At 69.7% G+C, this 17,624-nt stretch carries 14 protein-coding genes; 5 read left to right on the forward strand and 9 right to left on the reverse strand.

Features of this window, described 5'->3' with window-relative positions:
- The first annotated feature begins 33 nt into the window (after window positions 1–33).
- The 4 genes from BHS09_RS34380 (at window position 34) to BHS09_RS34395 (ending at window position 6,841) form a co-directional block, all read left to right on the forward strand.
- The gene (locus BHS09_RS34380) at window positions 34–1,659 is read left to right on the forward strand and encodes a DUF7151 family protein (RefSeq protein WP_140800162.1); all 1,626 of its coding nucleotides are present in this window, start codon (window positions 34–36) and stop codon (window positions 1,657–1,659) included.
- Window positions 1,660–1,689: 30 nt separating this feature from the next.
- The gene (locus tag BHS09_RS34385) at window positions 1,690–3,567 is read left to right on the forward strand and encodes a DUF7151 family protein (RefSeq protein WP_237080006.1); all 1,878 of its coding nucleotides are present in this window, start codon (window positions 1,690–1,692) and stop codon (window positions 3,565–3,567) included.
- Window positions 3,568–3,786: 219 nt separating this feature from the next.
- Window positions 3,787–5,394, forward strand: coding sequence for a DUF6311 domain-containing protein (locus BHS09_RS34390; protein ID WP_237080007.1), 1,608 nt, complete (start codon window positions 3,787–3,789; stop codon window positions 5,392–5,394).
- Window positions 5,395–5,452: 58 nt separating this feature from the next.
- A complete protein-coding gene (locus BHS09_RS34395; protein WP_140795596.1) occupies window positions 5,453–6,841 on the forward strand; it encodes an ATP-binding protein in 1,389 nt (462 codons plus the stop codon).
- Window positions 6,842–6,929: 88 nt separating this feature from the next.
- On the opposite strand, the gene larC is transcribed toward BHS09_RS34395, so the two are convergent.
- The 9 genes from larC to thiL all read right to left on the reverse strand — a co-directional run bounded on the left by larC (window position 6,930) and on the right by thiL (window position 15,960).
- Window positions 6,930–8,102: a nickel pincer cofactor biosynthesis protein LarC gene (gene larC, locus BHS09_RS34400; protein ID WP_174259377.1), complete on the reverse strand. Its 1,173-nt coding sequence runs from the start codon at window positions 8,100–8,102 to the stop codon at window positions 6,930–6,932.
- Window positions 8,103–8,107: 5 nt separating this feature from the next.
- Window positions 8,108–8,860 (reverse strand): nickel pincer cofactor biosynthesis protein LarB, encoded by a 753-nt coding sequence (larB, locus tag BHS09_RS34405; RefSeq protein ID WP_090488050.1) that lies wholly within the window; start codon window positions 8,858–8,860, stop codon window positions 8,108–8,110.
- 25 nt (window positions 8,861–8,885) lie between these two features.
- Window positions 8,886–9,488 carry a chemotaxis protein CheC gene (locus BHS09_RS34410; RefSeq protein WP_140795598.1) on the reverse strand — a complete coding sequence of 201 codons (603 nt, stop codon included), beginning with the start codon at window positions 9,486–9,488 and terminating at the stop codon, window positions 8,886–8,888.
- Window positions 9,485–11,983: a chemotaxis protein CheA gene (locus BHS09_RS34415; protein WP_140800165.1), complete on the reverse strand. Its 2,499-nt coding sequence runs from the start codon at window positions 11,981–11,983 to the stop codon at window positions 9,485–9,487. The genes BHS09_RS34410 and BHS09_RS34415 overlap by 4 nt, the downstream gene beginning before the upstream one ends.
- 53 nt (window positions 11,984–12,036) lie before the next feature.
- Window positions 12,037–12,405 carry a response regulator gene (locus tag BHS09_RS34420; protein ID WP_011556618.1) on the reverse strand — a complete coding sequence of 123 codons (369 nt, stop codon included), beginning with the start codon at window positions 12,403–12,405 and terminating at the stop codon, window positions 12,037–12,039.
- Between the two features lie 70 nt (window positions 12,406–12,475).
- On the reverse strand, window positions 12,476–12,898 hold the full coding sequence (locus BHS09_RS34425; protein ID WP_011556619.1) for a chemotaxis protein CheW: 423 nt from the start codon (window positions 12,896–12,898) through the stop codon (window positions 12,476–12,478).
- 43 nt (window positions 12,899–12,941) lie between these two features.
- Window positions 12,942–13,574, reverse strand: coding sequence for an MmcQ/YjbR family DNA-binding protein (locus BHS09_RS34430; RefSeq protein ID WP_140800166.1), 633 nt, complete (start codon window positions 13,572–13,574; stop codon window positions 12,942–12,944).
- A complete protein-coding gene (locus BHS09_RS34435) occupies window positions 13,571–14,956 on the reverse strand; it encodes a methyl-accepting chemotaxis protein (RefSeq protein WP_140795601.1) in 1,386 nt (461 codons plus the stop codon). The genes BHS09_RS34430 and BHS09_RS34435 overlap by 4 nt, the downstream gene beginning before the upstream one ends.
- A gap of 56 nt (window positions 14,957–15,012) precedes the next feature.
- The gene (gene thiL, locus BHS09_RS34440; RefSeq protein ID WP_140800167.1) at window positions 15,013–15,960 is read right to left on the reverse strand and encodes a thiamine-phosphate kinase; all 948 of its coding nucleotides are present in this window, start codon (window positions 15,958–15,960) and stop codon (window positions 15,013–15,015) included.
- 127 nt (window positions 15,961–16,087) lie between these two features.
- Here thiL and BHS09_RS34445 point away from each other — a divergent pair, with 127 nt between their 5' ends.
- Window positions 16,088–17,617, forward strand: coding sequence for a hypothetical protein (locus BHS09_RS34445; protein WP_140800168.1), 1,530 nt, complete (start codon window positions 16,088–16,090; stop codon window positions 17,615–17,617).
- Window positions 17,618–17,624: the final 7 nt, after the last annotated feature.

The raw sequence follows: 17,624 nt of genomic DNA on the forward strand, positions 1-17,624 counted from the left end.
GCAGCCCCCGTCACGAGGAAGAGAGAAGCACCCATGCGATGGACCTGGATGGCGGTGGTGCTGCTGGCGGCGGGCTGTGACGGCATCGACCTGCGCAAGCTCGTCACGCAGCATGAGGCACGCACGCGGGTGGACACGGAGCCGGCTGGCGACCACTGTCCGCTCGGCGGCCGGGCCTTTCTCGCGGGACTGGACCTGAACGACAACGGGGTGCTCGACGACACCGAAGTGACGAGCACCGAGTACGTCTGCACCACGCCCACGCCCGGGGTGCTGGTCCACATGCAGGACGTGCCCCCTGGCGAGCAGTGCCCTCACGGGGGCCACGTGTCGCGGGCGGGCCAGGATGTGAACAGCAACGACATCCTGGAGGACGGCGAGATCACCCGTGAGGTGTACGGCTGCGCCGAACCGGCCTCCGGCAGCTTGCTTCACCGCGCCCGGCATCAGCCTCCGGTGGACCATGTCCCCCCGTGGCTCTGCGGCTGGGGCCGCACGTGGGTGGAGGCCGGTCCTGACGCGAACGGGAATGGTCTGCTGGACGACGACGAGGTCCGCGCCATGGAGAGCGTCTGTGTGGACCCGACGCTGCTCATGTTCGTTCAGGTGCCCGAGCGCGCCGGTACGACGTGCCCTCACGGTGGCACCGGCATCCAGATAGGTGTGGATTCGAATGACGATGGCATGCTCACAGGCCCCGAGGTCCACAGGACCGCCTTCGTTTGCGAGGCCTTGCACACCATCCACGGCCACTACACCGTGCGGACGCCCGCGGACCTCGCGGCGCTCCAGCGCATCTCCCGCATCCAGGGCTCGCTCCTGATTGACGACACGTCCCTCACCGAGCTGCGCCTGCCGGGCCTGTCGGTGGTGGACCACACCGTGCGCCTTTGGAACAACCAACTGCTGACCGAGGTGGAGCTGCCAGGTCTGCGCTTCGTGGGCGACGACGTCGATGTGACGGCCAATCCAGTGCTGAACGTGCTGCAGGTGGGCGGCGCCGATGTTCATCGGCTGTTCGTGGGACGGAGGGTCCTCGTGAGCAACAATGACCAACTCCGCAGCATGAAGGGACTCCTGAGCGTGTCGCCCCGGGTGGACCTGATACTGATGGACAACGCGGCCCTGACGTTCAATCCCTCCGAGGAGACGCCGCTCGTCAGCGTCGACAACCTCATGGGCTCGCTCACCGTCTCCGGAAACGACTCACTGCGAGCGCTTCCCTTCTCGAATCTCGTCCACGTCGGCGGAGGCGTCGACATCATGGGAAACAACGCCCTGGTGTCCCTGGAAGGCCTCAACCCCTGGACCATCGGCGGCGCGCTCGACATCAGCGACAACGCATCCCTACGGAGAATCTCCGGCCTCACGAAGGTGCGTCAACTGACCACGCTGACCGTGAAGGGGAACCCCGCGTTGACGAACCTGACGGACCTGAGCGCCCTGGGTACGCTCCAGTCCTTGCGCGTAGTGGGCAACGCGAGCCTCACCCGGCTGGGCCTGACCGGGCTGCACCAGGTCGACCAGGCCTTTGACGTCACGGACAACCTCGAACTTCCGTCATGCCTCGCGACGTCGCTCGCGGCGGCCGTGTACACGGGCGCCGCCGGGGAGCTCCACATCAGCGGCAACGACGACACCGCCACCTGCGGTGAGTGACGCTCCGAAAGGGTCTTCGAGATGCGATGGATGTGGACGTGGGCGATGGTCCTGGTCGCCGGGTGTGACGGCATCGACCTGCGCCGGCTCGTCGAGCAGCACGAGGCGCGCACCCGGGTGGCCAACGAGCCCTCCGGCCCCAACTGCGAGCGCGGAGGGAAGGCCGTCCTCTCGGGGCTGGACCTTGACGATGACGGCGTGCTCGACGACGACGAGGTGACGGGCACCGAGTACATCTGCGTCACGCCCTCGCCGGGCATCTTGGTGCGCACACGACAGCTTCCACCCGGCGAGCCCTGTGCGCTGGGTGGACAGCTCACGCGGGCGGGGATGGACCTGGATGCAGACGGCATCCTTTCGGATGACGAGGTGACTCGCGAGGTCCACGGCTGCATGGAGTCGGCGCCGGTCCTCGCCCGCGTCAGGCCGTTGATGACCCACCCCATGGTCTGCCGGTACGACAACGCGCTCTTGGAGGCCGGCGTGGACCTCAATGAGAACGGCGTGCTCGATGAGCATGAGCTCCGGGCGGCCGCCCGCTTCTGCGCGGACCCCGCCGTGACGCTGCTGCGCCAGCGGCCAGAGCCCGAGGGCCCGAACTGCACCACCGGAGGCGCCTTGGTGGAGGCGGGCGTGGACACCAACCAGAACACGGTGCTCGACGACGCCGAAGTCCTCGCGGGCAGCTACGTGTGCCAGCTGTCGGCGACCCATGACGGGACGTACGCGGTGGAGAACGCGGCCGACCTGGAGGCGTTGAAGTCCTTCTCCATCATTCGCGGTGAGCTCGCCATCGAGCACACGGACGTCACGACGGTGGTGCTGCCCGGCCTCGTGTCGGTGGAAGGTCCGCTGTCCATCCACGACAACCCGGCGCTGACGCGGGTGGAGCTGTCTGGGCTTCGCTACGTGGGGGGAACGTTGAGCATCCGCGGCAGCAACCCGCTCAACGAGGTGCGCGTCGGACCGCAGACGCCGGAGGCGCTTCCAGCCGTTCGCGTCGACAGCCTGACGCTCTACACGCTCCCCGCCTTGTCCTCCCTGAGCGGCGTGGCCGCCGTGGCGCCCTACTTCGACCTCACCGTGTGGAACACCGGCGTGCTGTGGAGCCCCGACACGTTCCCCCACGTCCAGGTGCTGGCGGGCACGCTCACCGTCCACAAGAACGCCGCGCTGGAGAAGCTGCCGGTGTCCCGTCTGAAGGAGGTGGGAGGGAGCGTCACGATTTCGGACAACCCGATGCTTCAGTCCCTGGAGGGGCTGGGACCTTTGACGAGAGTCGGCGGTGTGCTCGACCTCTCCAGCAACAACGCCCTCACGCACCTCACCGGGCTGGAACACCTGACGGTGGTGAAGGACCGCATCATCGTGATGAACAACGCCCGGCTCTTGGACCTCCGCTTCGATGCCCTCTCCGAGACAGGCGCGCTCGCCGTGGCGGGCAACGCGCTGCTGGAGCAGGTGGGCCCGATGCCATCACTGCTCCGGGTGCAGGGGGACGTCATCCTGGCGGAGAACCCACGGCTGCTGCGCGCGACGGACCTGCCGGAGCTCCAGAGCATGGGAGGCGCCCTGTTCGTCACCCGCAACCCACTGCTGACCGACCTGTCTGGCTTCCAGCAGGTGACGTGGATGGACGGGCTGTACGTCACGGGCAACGACGCGCTGGAGAACCTGGGGACCCTGGGCTCGCTCCACACCGTGGGCACCTTGGAGCTGCGGAAGAATCCGGCGATGACGGCGCTGAACCTGGACGCACTCGCGCGCGTGCGCGACGCGTTCATCGTCACGGAAAATCCCCGGCTCCCCTCGTGCCGGGCCACGATGCTCGCGGACGACGTGTACACCGGGCCGCCGGAGGAGCGCCTCATCGGGAACAACGACAGCGTCACGCCTTGCCACCTCTAGGCTGGCTGGAAGCGCGCATCCCGGGACGGTGCTTGCCCGTGCGGGAAGCGCGGTCCTACAGTGCCGGCCTCCACCAAGGCCGCCATGACGATCCCGAGTCCACCGGCGTCGAGGGAATCCGCTTCACCGGCGCTCGCCCCGACTCCGCCCGCCCCTTCCGTTGCGCCTTCTCCTTCACCCGCGAGCCGATGGGCGCCCTGGGGCGCCGCGCTGGGGGGATTGGCGTGGTTCCTCTGGCTCGGCGGTGGCCGGGCGATTCCGCCCACGCGCATCGACTGGATGATACGCGAGGACTGGGCGGCCTCCGGCTTCGGCTGGCTGTTCTACCGCAACGCCCCATGGGGCCTGCCGCTCACGAGCTCGCCCAACCAGCTCCATCCGCATGGCACCTCCGTGGCGCTCACGGACGGAAATCCCCTGCTGGCGGTGCTGTTCAAGCCCTTCAACGCGCTGCTGCCCGCTGACTTCCAGTATCACGGCCTCTGGCTGGCGCTGGGTTTCGCGCTCATGGGCTGGTTCGGCGCGAAGCTGGTGTCCGTCGTTTCGTCCCGCCCCACGCACCAGTTGCTGGGCGGTCTGCTCCTGGCCCTGGCTCCACCCATGGCGGCGCGACTGGGGCATCTGACGCTGTGCTCGCACTGGCTGCTGGTGGCCATGATGTGGCTGCACCTGCGCGACACACCGGACGCCCACGCGGCGAAGCGGAGCCTCCTGTGGGCCGCCGCGTTGAACGCCGTGGGCGCGGGCACACATCCGTACCTGGTGGCCATGCTCGCGCCGCTGGCCATGGCGCTGACCGTTCGACTCGCCCTGGGCCGCGTCATCAGCTGGGGGCGCGCGCTGCTGGCCTCGGTGGGCATCGTCGTGCTGGACGTGCTCATCTTCGCCCTCTTCGGCTACTTCGTCGGCAGCAACCTGGGCGCGGAGGGCTTCGGCCAGTTCTCCGCCGACCTGACCACGCTGTTCAATCCCACGGACTGGTCGCGGCTGCTGCCCTCGCTGCCCGTGGCGCGGCGGCAGGGCGAAGGCTTCGGCTATGTGGGCGCGGGGGCGCTGCTGCTCGTGGTGCTCTCCGTCGTGGGCGCGGCGCTTCGCTTCCGTTCCCTGCGGGACCTGCCCTGGCGGCGGGGACTGCCCTTCGCGGTGGCGGTGCTGCTGCTGGCCGTCTACGCGCTGTCGTCCCGGGTGACGTGGACGGGCCGGCTGGTGGTGGACCTGGGCGGGCTGTACGAGCCCTTCTCGCGGCTGACGTCCGCGTTCCGCGCGTCCGGGCGCTTCATCTGGCCGCTGTGCTACGCGGTGATGGGCGGCGCCCTCCTCCTGTGGCTGCGGCAGTGGCGCGAGCGGGCGTGGGTGGGGACGGCGGTGCTCGCGCTGGTGGTCGCCGTGCAGGCCTACGACGTGCGCCAGGACAAGAGCGAGCTGCGCCGACGACCGGAAGGCTTCCGTCGGCTCCAGGCCCCGGAGTGGGCGGAGCTGAAGGGCCACTACCAACACCTGGCCCTCTTCCCGCCGCAGGTGCAGTGGGTGTGCCCCTACAACGAGCCGCTGGTCAACGCGACGGGGTACATGGCCTACCGGCTGGGCCTCACCTTCAACAGCGGCTACGTCACCCGGACCCCACCGTCGATTGCGGAGGAGTGCAACGCCACCATGCGCCCTGGCGGCGTGGACGGGGACACGGTGTACGTCGTGGTGCGTCAGCAGGTGGGCGCCTTCCTCCGGGCGGGCGCGCGCTGCGGGATGCTGGAGGGGTTGCCGGTGTGCGTGGCCGGGCAGCGGAACGACGCCTTTGCTCAGACATTGACGCGGCAACCCTTGCGATAGCGCGGGGCCCCGCCGAATCCGATGGACTCCCTGGCGGGGACAGGCAGCATCCCGGCGTATGGGAAGTGACGACATCGTCGCGGCGTTGCGCCAGGTTCCGCTGTTCGCCCAGCTCACCGGAGAACAGCTCCGCTGGATGGCGGACCATGGCCGTCAACTCCACTTCCCCGCTGGCACTCGTATCGCAGAGCAAGGCGCCGCCGCGGATGGCCTGTCCGTCATCATGGAGGGCCACACGCAGTGGAGCCGCCGCACCGGCACGGAGAGCGTGCCCACGTTCACGCTGGAGGCCGGCGACCTCTTCGGCGAACTCATCCTCTTCCTGAACGCGCCCTACCCCCACAGCGGCGACGCGGTGACGGACGTGCGCCTGTTCCGAATGGAGCCGGCCACCTTCTGGGAGCTGCTGCGGCTGGCGCCCGGACTCAGCCGGGGGCTGATGGAGCTGGCCTCGCAGCGCTCCCAGCAGCAGGCGCAAGACGTCCGTCCCCAGGTGGAGCTGCTCCCCGTGGGACGCATGGCGGCCGAACTGGGCGCCGAACTGGGCAGCCCCGCCGCGGCGGCCCGGCGGAGCGCGGCGCGGCTGGGCGAGCTGATGGCCACGGTGTCCGCGCGCGCCATGGCCCTGGGCGACCACGGCTTGTCCCTGCCCCAGCGCAGCGTCCTGCTGGCGCTGCCTCGGGAAGCGGCGGAACGCGGGCGGTCCTCTCCGCCGCTGGAGCCCCTGGCCCGCGCCGAGCGCGAGGAAGCGCTGGGCTCCTGGTTGGAGGCGCGCGGCGTGGCGGATGCGTGGGAAGCGGCGCCCGCGTTGGTGGCCTCCGGCCTGGACGTCTCGTGGCTGGAGTCAGTGGCGACGCGCGTGGGCGGGGCGCTGCTGGGCGACGTGCTCGCGTGGCTGGTGGTGGCGGTGAGCTGTGACGTGCTCATGGCGGAGGTGGCGCGAGGAACGGCGCGCGTGTCCGCACTGGTCGAAGGCGTGAAGGCCTATGCCTTCATGGACCCGGTGCCGCGTGAGGACGTGGAGGTCCACGAAGGCCTGGAGCGCGCGCTGGCGGTGCTGGGCCACCGGCTGCGCGGAGAGAACCTCACGGTGGAGCGTGAGTACGACCCGCGCCTGCCCCGACTGAAGGCGGAAGGCGTCGCGCTCGACGAGCTGTGGACGCAGCTGGTGCTCAATGCGCTGGAAGCCCTGGGCGAGCGCGGAGGCCGCGTGCGGCTGCGCACCTGGAAGGATGCCGCGCACGTGGTGGTGGAAGTCTCCGACGACGGGCCGGGCATTCCCAAGGACTTGCTGCCCCGCATCTTCGAGCCCTTCTTCAGCACGAAGCCCCATGCGGCGGGCATGGGCCTGGACGTCTGCCGGCGCATCGTCGAGCGCCATGGTGGCGACCTGTGCGTGCGCGCCGAACAGGGCGGCACCCGCATCCAGGTGCGATTGCCGGCGTAGCCACCGCGGTCAGGGCGCCCGCGCCCGGGACTTCATCGCCCCCTGACGAAGCTGTCCGCGAAGCCCTCGGAGATGGAGTCCGCGGCGCTCAGTCCTTCGAGCCGAGCGCCGCCACCGCCGCGGCCATCACCTGCTTCACGGGGACGCCCGCGGCCTCCGCCACCTGGCGGCAGTCCTCGAACTCCGGGTGGGCGTTGAGCACCGCGCCCTGGCGCAGCCCGCGCTTCACGCGGACCTTGCCCCACGGCGTCTCCACCTCCACCCAGTCACGCTCCAGCGCCTGACGCTCCACGCGGTGGTAGCGCACGCCCAGCGTGGTGGACTCGCGCAGCACCACGTCCACGATGGCTTCGCGCGCACCGCCCTCCACCAGCGCGCTCAGCAGGTGCCCCGGCCGGCTCTTCTTCATCACCACCGGCGTCACCCACGCGTCCAGCGCGCCCACCGCAAGCAACCGCTCCAGCAGGTGCCCCAGCAGCTGCGGCGTGGCGTCATCCAGGTTGGCCTCCACCACCCAGAGCCCTTCATTGCCGGCCTGCTCCAGCCGGCCCAGCGACGCGCGCAGCACGTTGGGCCGGTCCTTGAAGTCCTTCGTTCCGACGCCGTAGCCCACCTTCTCCACGATGAAGTCCGGCGGATGGCCGATGTGCGCCAGCACCTTGAGCAGCGCCGCGCCCGTGGGCGTCGTCAGCTCACCCACGCCCTCGAAGCGCACGGGCACGTCACGCAGCAACTCCAGCGTCGCGGGGACGGGAATGGGCATGGCGCCATGGGCCACGCGGATGGTGCCGCTGCCCAACGGCGGCGGCGCCGCATGGACCTCCGGGTTGCCCAGCAGCTCCAGCACCACCGCCGCACCACAGATGTCGACGATGGAGTCCACCGCGCCCACTTCATGGAAGTGGATGTCGTCGATGGACACGCCGTGGACCTTCGCCTCCGCCTCGCCGATGGCGCGGAACACCGCCAGCGCCCGCTCCTTCGCGCGCGGGGGCAGCGTGTCCGCCTCCTCGATGAGGCGCCGGATGTCCGCGTAGGCGCGGTGCGGATGGGCCTCGCGCTCATCCAGCACGACGTCCAGGTGCGTGCCGCTGATGGCGTGGCGCACCGCGCGGCTCACCGCCAGCTTCCATCCCGGGACGCGCAGGCCCGACAGCGCGCGCTCCAACTCGGCCGGAGCAATGCCCAGGTCCAGGCCCGCCGCCAGGAACATGTCCCCGGCGATGCCACCCACCGGCTCCAGGTAGAGGATGCGTCGCATGGTGCTCACCTGCGTCCCTTCGTGCGGGAGATGAGGGCGGCGTAGAAGCCACCGCCGAAGCCGTTGTCGATGTTCACCGTGGCCACGTTGGAGGCGCACGAGTTCACCATGGCCAGCAGCGCGGACACGCCCTTGAAGTTGGCGCCGTAGCCCACCGACGTGGGCACCGCGACCACGGGAATGCCCACCAGTCCGCCCAGCGCGCTGGCCAACGCGCCCTCCATGCCCGCCACCACCACGGCGGCGTGGCACTCCTGGATTTCCTCGCGGCGCCGCAGCAGCCGGTGGATGCCCGCCACGCCCACGTCATAGACGCGCCGGACCTCCGCACCCATGGCCTCGGCCGTCGTGGCCGCCTCTTCCGCCACGGGGATGTCGCTGGTGCCCGCCGTCACCACGGCCACGCGGCCCGCGCGCACCTTGCCCTGCTTGAGATGGAAGATGCGCGCCACCGGGTGGTACTCGCCCTTGGGGAAGCGCGCCACCAGCGCCTCCGCCTTGTCCGGCTGGAGCCGCGTCACCAGCACCGTCTGCTTGCGCTCCACCAACGCCCCGACGATGCCCAGCAGCTGCTCCACCGTCTTGGGCTCACCCAGCACCACCTCCGGGAAGCCGAAGCGCAGATTGCGGTGCGTGTCGAGCGTCGCGTACCCCAGCTCCGCGAAGGGCAGGTCCTTCAACTTGCCCACCGCGTCGTCCACGGAGACGCGGCCGGACTTCACGCTGCCCAGGAGCTGTTTCAGCGCCTTCTCATCCATGGGCGCCCGTGTAGCTCGAAACGGGCTACACGCCCAGCCGCGCCAACAGGTCGCGGATGCTGTCCCGCGCCAGCACCAACAGCAGCTGTCCACCCACCGGCGGCGCCGCGGTCGCGAGGAAGCGGGCCTCCAGCACCACCACGCTGCTGGCGTCGCCCTCCACCTGCCCCACCGCGTCGGACACCACGTCCTGCGCGCGGCCTCGCCGCACCGTGGGCACCGTGGGCACCAACTTCCAGCCCGTCAGCCGGCCCATGGCGGACAGGCAGGCGCTGGCGACGATGTTCGCCGTCTCCGCCACCACGCTGTCCCGTTCGGCCTGATGAATCGCGGGCTGTCCCTCCAGGAGCAGCGCTTCCAGCGCGGCTCCGTCCTGCTGGGGCAGCACCAGCAACAGGGCACCCCGCAGCCCGCCCTGGATGCCGAGCCACCCCGATACCACCGGCGCGGCTCCGCCCAGAAGCTCGGCGGCGTCGGAGGGGCCAGTCAGCAGCACGCGGGGGATGGAGAGGTCCACCTTGCGTCCCCCCATCAACCGGGAGAGCGCATTGGCCGCGTGGCCACAACCAATGTTGGCCACCTCGCGCAGGGCGTCGAGTTGCGCGTCGCTGTGCAGGGGCTGGCTCACGCGGACAGTAACCTCGGCACGTCCAGGATGAACACTGGACGCCCACTTCCCAGAATGGTGACGCCGGACAGGCCGGGCAGCAAGTCCAGGGGCCGCGACAGCGGCTTGAGCACCACTTCCTCCTGTCCCAACAGGCGGTCCACCGCCAGGGCCACCCGGCCGGAATCCCCGTCCATCACCACGAAAGGCCGGGTTCCCAGCCTTCGCGGGGCAGGAACACCCACCAGCGCGTCCAACGAGTGGACCGGCAGCAGCGAATTACCATGGGGCAGCAGGGCCGTCTCACGGCTGCGGCTCAGAGACTCCCCGTCCGCCTCCGTCGCACCCACCACCTTGGCGATGGGCAGGCCGAAGACCTCCTCGCCCACCTCCACCAGCAGCAGGTGCACCACCGCGACCGTCAGTGGAAGGCGCAGGGTGAAGCGGGTGCCCCGGCCTCGCTCGCTGTCGATTTCGAGCGTGCCGCCGACGTTCTCCACCACGCGCTTCACCGCGTCCATGCCCACGCCGCGGCCGGAGATGTCGGTGATGTCCTTGGCGGTGGAGACGCCCGGAAGGCACGACAGCATGAAGGCCTCGCGGTCCGTCATGCGCGCCGCGGCCTCCGCCGAGAGCAGGCCCCGCGACACGGCCGCGTTCTTCAGCTTCGCGGGGTCCATGCCGCGGCCGTCGTCCTCCAACTCGATGATGACGCGGTCCCTGGCGCGCTTCACCGCCACCAGCACCCGGCCTCGTGGGCCCTTCTTCGCGGCGGCGCGCTCCTCGGGCGCCTCCAGGCCGTGGTCGATGCAGTTGCGCAGCAGGTGGAGCAGCGGGTCCGACAGCTCCTCGAGGATGGCCCGGTCGAGTTCGATTTCCGCGCCGGTGATGACCAGGTCGACCTCGCGCTCCTTGCGGCGGGCGATGTCTCGCGCCGCCCGGGGCAGCCGGTCGGTGATGAGGGACAGCGGCGTCATGCGCGCCGTCATCACCTTGTCGTGCAGGTCCTTCACCAACGTGTGCAGCCGGTAGACGCCCTCTTCCAGCGCGGGGCGCGTGTTCTCCGGCAGCACCTTGCCCACCTCGCGCAGGCGGGCCGTGGCGAGCATCAGCTCACCCACGGTGTCGAGGAAGTAGTCGAGGAGCTCCGTGCGCACGCGCACCGTGCGCGACGCCGTGTCCGCGGGCGCGCGGGCGCCGTCGGGGACAGGCACCAGGGTGGGCTGCACCACGGGCGCGGCCACCGCGGGCTTCACCGAGATGACCTCCACCTCGGCCACGTTCTTCAGCGCCGCGTGGATGCCCGCTTCTCCCGCCGGGGTCTCCAGCTCCAGTTGGATGTTGCCGTCTGGAATGCGGCCGGCTTTCAGCTCCTCCAGCGCGGGCCGGAGGTCCACCAGCGTGCCCAGGTTGGTGAGGCGCTTGTGGACGAGGAAGGCGCGCACGCCGGGCACCTGACAGGTGGGCGCGATGCGCAGCCGCACCGCCCAGCGCTGGGCCAGCGTGTCCGGGAGCGGCGCGCTGGCCGCGGCCTTCAGGGAGTTGGCCAGGTCGGGCGTTGGGGCCGCGGTTCCGGCGTCGGTGACGGGCGCGTCCGAGGCCCGGCGCGCGGACAGCGGGACCACCACGCCTCCGGTGGCTCCGTTCGGGGCCAATGGGGCGCTGGTGCCGTGCGCTCCATTCGGCGCGCTGGAGGTGGCGGAGGTACCGGGCCCGCCGTTCATCAGATTGGGACTGGCCGGGCCGGAGGTCCCCACCGAGCCGGTCCCCGCACCGTCAACACCGGTGCCGCTGGCTACGCCTGGGCTGGCGCTGCCACCCGCGCCTCCGTCGACGCTGCTCCGGGTGCCGCTGCCAGCAGCTCCGCCACCGTGCGTCGAGCCAGGGCTGGCACCGACGCCTGTGGGGCCCGAGCCACTTCCTGCTGCGCCGCTCGTGCCGCCACCGGTGCTTGAGCCGCCAGCTCCTCCCGTACTGCCCGAGCCTCCGCCAGCTCCGCCCGCCGGGCCCGAGCCATCCGAGCCAGGCCCCGAGCCTCCGCCGGGGCCATCCGAGCCCGTGCCATCCGAACCGCCGCCCTCCGGCTTCAGCGCTGTCACCTTCGCGACGCGCGTGGCGGCCGGGGCGTGGCCCGTCATGGTGGTGACACGCTGGCTGAGCTGCGTCAGGAGCGCCGCGGAATCATCCGGCTGCTTGCCCTCCGCCACCGCGCGCACCTGCGCGAGCATGGTGTCGGCGGCGGTAAGCAACAGGTCCACCAGGTCGCGGTCCAGGCGGCCGCGGTCCTGACGGACGGCGTCCACGAGGTCCTCCACGCGGTGCGCCACGATGGCGATGGGCTCGAAGCCCATGGACGACGCCATGCCCTTGACCGAGTGGGCATGGCGGAACATCGAATCCACCGCGCTGGACGAGCCCTCGCGCTCGAGCTCCACGAGGTCACGCCCGAGCGCCTCCAGGTGGTCGGTCGCCTCGGAGATGAAGAGCCCGAGGTAGCGGGACATGTCCATCGTCATGGACCCGGCCTCGTGTCAGGAAAGGTGGACAGCCCGCGCCAGGGCGCAGCCGCTCACGTCTCGCCCAGGACCTTCTTCACCACGGCCAGCACGTCCTCGGCCCGGAACGGCTTGACGATGAAGTCCGAGGCGCCCGCCTCGATGGCCTCCATCACCAGGCTCTCCTGCCCGAGCGCGGAGCACATGATGACCACCGCGCTGCTGTCTGCCTTGATGATCTCTCGCGTGGCCTCGATGCCGCTCTTGAAGGGCATGACGATGTCCATCGTCGTGAGGTCGGGCTTGAGCTCCTTGTACTTCTCCACGGCCTCCAGGCCGTTGGCCGCCTCACCGACGACCTCGAACCCCCCAGACGCAAAGATGTCCTTGATCATGTTGCGCATGAAGATGGCATCGTCGACGACCAGGACCCGCTTAGCCATGTGAAGAACTCCGCCTCCGAATCACCTAGAGGAGCGCGGACACTAGCATCCGCGCTTTCCAGGGGGCTACTCACTTGGAATGGGTGAACAAGGCAACCACCGCGGCGTCCAACCCTTCTGGGTCCAGGACCGTCACTCCCAGGCCACCCAGCCTGGCGACGCCCCGGATGGCAGGCGTCATCTTTCCTGGCGCCGTGCTCACCCGCTCCACCGCTTCGATGCCGTCTACGTCTGTTACCAACAGTCCCAGGTCTCTCCGCCCACGGTCCAGTAGAACCACCCGTCCGGGCGGGGTAGGACCCTCGGGAAGACTCAGAAGCTGCCGCAGCTCTACCACTGTCACGACCCTGCCGCGCAGATTCATTACGCCTGTAATGGCCAATGGCGCACGCGGCACGCGGGTGAAGCGCTCGGGAGGCACGACGACCTCCCGGACCGCCGAGAGCGGCAGTCCGTAACGCTCCTTCTCCACCCGGAAGATGACGTGCCGCACAGGAGTAACGTTCTATCCGCTCTGGAATGACCGGCCCGACTCGCTACCGCTTCGACCGGGACGAACCCGCCGCGCCCCGCTTCGCCGTGGACGTCTGCTTCGCGCCGGCCCGCACGGCGGAACCTTCGCGCGCCGAGGCCCGCTTCGCCACGGATTTCTTCCCACCCGCCGCCGCCTTGCCCGGTGCGGGCTTCTTTCCGGCAACCGCCGGCTTCACCGCCACGGCCCGCTTCGCCGCCGCGGGCTTCTTGGCACGCGTCGAGGACTTCGCCTTCGGAGCCTGCGCCGCGCCCGGAGCCATCAGCGCCTTGAGCACCTTCTGCGGCGCCACGGCGCGGAAGCTCTCGTGAATCCACTGGGCCAGTAGCCCGATGGGGACCTCGCTGCCCGGCTTGAAGCGGGAGGACACCCAGCCGCTCTTGCCCAGGCCGTAGCCGGTGGGCGCGGTGAAGGGCAGCGTGAGCGCGGCCTCGTTGGACTCCGGGAGCTTGGTGGTGACACCCAGCCCGTCGTTGTCCAGCACGAGGATGGCGAACATCTTCCCCTTCACCTTGGCCGTGCGGTGGCCCCAGGGGAACTCCTCGGTGACCTCGGGGAGCGCGAGCATCACCTCGCGCAGATGGTCCTCCGCGGCCTTCAGCTTCGCGTCGACGTTGTCCGAGGGCGTCTGGCTCATGAGCCCAGGCGGAAGCTGCGCACGACGCTCTGCAGCTCGACGGAGAGGTTGGTCAGCTCACTGGCCAGCGACGTCATGCGGGACACGGCGGCGGTCTGCTCCTGGATGACGGCCTGGATGGCCTCGGTGGAGGACGCGTTGTTGCGCGCCACCAGCTTGATCTCCTCGATGGCCTTCACCATCTCCTCGCTGCCCTTGAGCTGCTCGCGGGCGCTATCGGAGATGAGGTGCACCTTCTCGGAGCCCTTGCGGATGGTGTCGGTGATGGCGCCCATGGAGCGCACGATGTTGGTCAGGTCCTCGCGGCCCTCGGCCAGCTCCGCGATGCCTTCCTTCATGGCGCTCACGACGGAGGTGGACTGCCCGGAGATGTCGCGCGCCAGCTTGGAGATCTGCTCGGCGGAGCGGCCCGCGCTCTCGGCCAGCTTGCGCACTTCATCGGCCACCACCGCGAAGCCGCGGCCGTACTCACCCGCGCGCGCCGCCTCGATGGTCGCGTTGAGCGCCAGCAGGTTCGTCTGCTGCGCCACCTGCGTAATCGCGTCGACGATCTTCGAGATTTCCTGCGTCTTCTCGCCGAAGGCGAACACCTGCTGGCTGGCGGACTCGATGCGGTTGAAGACCTTCTTCACCTTGTCGCCGGCCAGCCGCGCCGCCTTGGAGCCGTCCTCGGCCGCGCTGCTCGTCTCCGCCGTCGTCCGCGCCGCGTCCTCGGCGCTCGCCGTGGTGCGCTGGATGCTACCGGCCATCTCGGTGATGACCTTGGACGCCTTCGACACCAGCTGCGACTGGGACTCGGCGCCGCCAGCAATCTTCTCCATCGACGAGCCCACCTCCTCGGTGGAGCCGTTGACGTTCTCCGCCGAGCGCTGGAGGTCGATGGCCGTGTCGGCCACGCTCTTGGCCGTCTCTTGAATCTTGCCCACCAGCTCGCGCAGGTTCTCCTGCATGCGGGTGATGGCGCCCGTCAGCTCGTCAATCTCGTCGCGCTTGCTGCCGCCCTCGGCGGCCACCGGCTTGGACAGGTCGCCCTGCGAGATTTCGTACGCGGAGCGGCTGAGCACCTTCACGCGGGTGACGCGCGCGAGCCACGAAGGCAGCAGCGCGGCGGCGGCCCCGGTGATGATGATGGCGACGCCAATGCGCACGGCGTCCTTCCCCCCGGCGCTGAGTGAAGGGAAGACGAAGCTGATGAGGCCGTCCGACGCGTACATCCACCCCGTCAGCGCCAGCCCCATCAAGACGTAGCCGTTGAGAATCTTCCGGTGAAGGGAGACCTCGCGGGTCGCGCGAGGTCCGTCCACGGCGCGCAGCAGTCGCTGCAGGGGCTCGCGGCGGGGAGTGTGTCCGGGGACTGTGTCGTCGCGGAGGGGACGGCGCACGGGTTGCTTTCGGGGGATGAGAAGCGTCTCGGGTTTAGCCTTGCTGCTCCGCAGGGTCAATCCATCGCCCGAGGTCGGAAGTGATCGAACCCCTCTGGCGGTGGGAGAACGCGGCCTGTCCTGTCCCGGCCCACCCACCCGCGCCCCTCTGTGAAGTGGCCGATGAGGGTGATGGCGTGCCCTCCTGTAGCGCACGCGCGCTCGAATGCCCGGCTGCGTCCCGGGGGAACGGCCAGAAGCAGCTCGTAGTCCTCGCCCCCCGCCAGCGCCCCTTCGGGCCCCAGGGCCTTGCGCACCGCCGCCGACAGCGGCAGCCGCTCCACCTCCAGCTCCGCGCGCACGCCCGAGGCGGTGCAGAGATGACCCAGGTCCTGTGCAAGTCCGTCGGAAACATCCAGCGCGGCAGATGCATGGCGCGCGGCGAGCAGGCCCAGCGCCACGCGAGGCTCGGGGCGGCGCTGACGGCGCACGGCGGCGCCCCGGCGCAGCCCCGCACGAAGGTGCTCCAGGCCCAGGCGCGCATCGCCCAGCGTGCCGGAGACATAGAGGAGGTCCCCGGGCCGGGCCCCCGCGCGGGTGAGGGGCGCGCGTGACAGCTCGCCCGCGGCGGTGATGGTGACGGACAGCTCGCGCGCGGAGGTGAAGTTGCCACCCACCAGCGCAATCCGGTGCGCGGCGGCCAGCGCGGCCATGCCTCGCGCCAGGCCCGTGAGCTCCCGCAGGGGATAGTCCTTCGGCAGCGCGAGCGCGCAGACGAACCAGCGCGGCGTGGCCCCCATGGACGCCAGGTCCGACAGGTTCACCGCCAGCGCCTTGTGGCCGATGTCCGCGGGGGAGAACGCGGCGCGCGTGAAGTGCACGTCCTCCACCACCGCGTCCGTGGTGACGCACTGCGCGCCACGTGAGGGGGGCAACACCGCGCAGTCGTCCCCGGGCCCCACGGGCACACGCGCGGCCGGGAAGTGCGCAAGGAACCGGCGGATGAAATCGAACTCACCAGACATGGACGCACACGTAAGACCAGACGGCGTGTCAGGGCAACGACACTTTTTGGCACTTTGGGCAGACGCATCATTTTCCCACCAATCCAAGACAACATAAGGATTGGGTTTCCATCTCCTGGGGGATTTCATGTCGAAGATTGGCGAGCGGCTGCCTTTCGTTTCCACGTCCAAAACCCAGACGAGCCCCACGGGCAAAAAGGACGTCAGCACCCAGCAGTGGGTGGACCTGCTCGGCTCCGTGCTTCCAACGCAGAGCGTGACGAAAGCGGCTCCCGCGAGCACCTTCGCCGCCCAGGCCCCGGGGACCTCGGGTACCCCGCAGCCCCCCTTCGGCAAGGAGATTCTCCCCTCCGCCCTGGGCCCGCTCAGGGATGAGCGCCTGGCGGCCTGCGTTGACATGGCTTTCCGAGAGGTCTTCAAGGGAGACCGCTGGCCGAGCGGTCCCGAGCGCTCCAAGTGGTTGGACTTCGCGCGGGAGCTCCGCAACAAGAACCCCGAAATCACCGCCGAGGAGGTCCGCTACGCCATCCAAGACAAGCTGCGCTTGGAGCGGGACGGGCTGGACGCCCATTCGCCGGCGAACACCGACAGGTTCATCTCCGAGGCCCTCGCGTGGGTCAGCCAGTGCTACGACGACAAGGCGCCCCCTCCCACGGAGGCGGACATGCAACACTGGCGCGCCTTCGCCGCCGACCTGATGAGCAAGAATCCGAAGACGACGCCGGAGGAGCTCAAGTACGCCATCATCGACGCCGTCCGGGCGAAGGTCCTGGGGACAGACGCGGTGACGCCGGAGAACATCGACAAGTTCATCCAGGACGCCGTCAAGTGGGTCACCCAGTGCTACGAGGACAAGGAGCGCGAGGCCACGCCCACGGAGCTGAAGGAGTGGCGCGCCTTCGCCCAGGAGCAGTTGAAGAAGGACCCGGAAATCTCGCCCGAGCACCTCAAGTACGCCATCACCGACGCCATGCGCGCGAAGATGACGGGGACCGGTGAGGCGACGCCGCTGAACATCGACAAGTTCATCGAGGACGGCGTCAAGTGGGTCACCCAGTGCTACGAGGGCCAGGAGCGCAAACCCACCACCGAGGAGCTGGCGCACTGGCGCGACTTCGCCCGGAAGCACCAGAAGGAGAACCCGGACATCACGCCCGAGGCGCTCAAGTTCGCCATCCAGGACGCCATCCGCGTGAAGGCGACGGGCATGGACAGCACGGGCAGCACCCACATCGACAAGTTCATCCAGGACGCCGTCAAGTGGGTGGCCTTCTGCTACGAGGGGCAGGAGCGCGACGCCACGCCCGAGGAGATGCGGCGCTGGCGCGCCTTCGCCAACGAGAAGAAGAAGGAGAACAAGGACATCTCCCCGGAGGAGCTCAAGTACGCCATCCAGGACGCGATGCGCAGCGAGAAGATGGGGACGGACGCTCCCGCCAGCAATCGCATCGAAGACCACATCCGGGCGGCCTACGGCTGGCTCATGCACATCAACGGTGCCGGGCCCTCTCAGCCGTCGAGCGAGCCGACTCCCAACGAGCTGCACGAATGGAAGAAGTTCGCCGAGAAGAAGTTGAAGGAGACGCCTGAGATGACGAGCGAGGAGCTCCGGTACTACATCCTGGACAGCCTCCGCACCGCCATTGCCAACAATTGACGGCGAC

Source organism: Myxococcus xanthus, from assembly GCF_006402735.1.
GTDB classification, from domain to species: domain Bacteria; phylum Myxococcota; class Myxococcia; order Myxococcales; family Myxococcaceae; genus Myxococcus; species Myxococcus xanthus_A.

Bases quoted from the DNA above. Each gene is read 5' to 3' on its own strand.
- BHS09_RS34395 (WP_140795596.1), top strand. From the start codon at position 5,453: ATGGGAAGTGACGACATCGTCGCGGCGTTGCGCCAGGTTCCGCTGTTC.
- larB (WP_090488050.1), bottom strand. From the start codon at position 8,860: ATGGATGAGAAGGCGCTGAAACAGCTCCTGGGCAGCGTGAAGTCCGGC.
- BHS09_RS34415 (WP_140800165.1), bottom strand. From the start codon at position 11,983: ATGACGATGGACATGTCCCGCTACCTCGGGCTCTTCATCTCCGAGGCG.
- BHS09_RS34380 (WP_140800162.1), top strand. From the start codon at position 34: ATGCGATGGACCTGGATGGCGGTGGTGCTGCTGGCGGCGGGCTGTGAC.
- BHS09_RS34385 (WP_237080006.1), top strand. From the start codon at position 1,690: ATGTGGACGTGGGCGATGGTCCTGGTCGCCGGGTGTGACGGCATCGAC.
- BHS09_RS34420 (WP_011556618.1), bottom strand. From the start codon at position 12,405: ATGGCTAAGCGGGTCCTGGTCGTCGACGATGCCATCTTCATGCGCAAC.
- BHS09_RS34445 (WP_140800168.1), top strand. From the start codon at position 16,088: ATGTCGAAGATTGGCGAGCGGCTGCCTTTCGTTTCCACGTCCAAAACC.
- thiL (WP_140800167.1), bottom strand. From the start codon at position 15,960: ATGTCTGGTGAGTTCGATTTCATCCGCCGGTTCCTTGCGCACTTCCCG.
- BHS09_RS34430 (WP_140800166.1), bottom strand. From the start codon at position 13,574: ATGAGCCAGACGCCCTCGGACAACGTCGACGCGAAGCTGAAGGCCGCG.
- larC (WP_174259377.1), bottom strand. From the start codon at position 8,102: ATGCGACGCATCCTCTACCTGGAGCCGGTGGGTGGCATCGCCGGGGAC.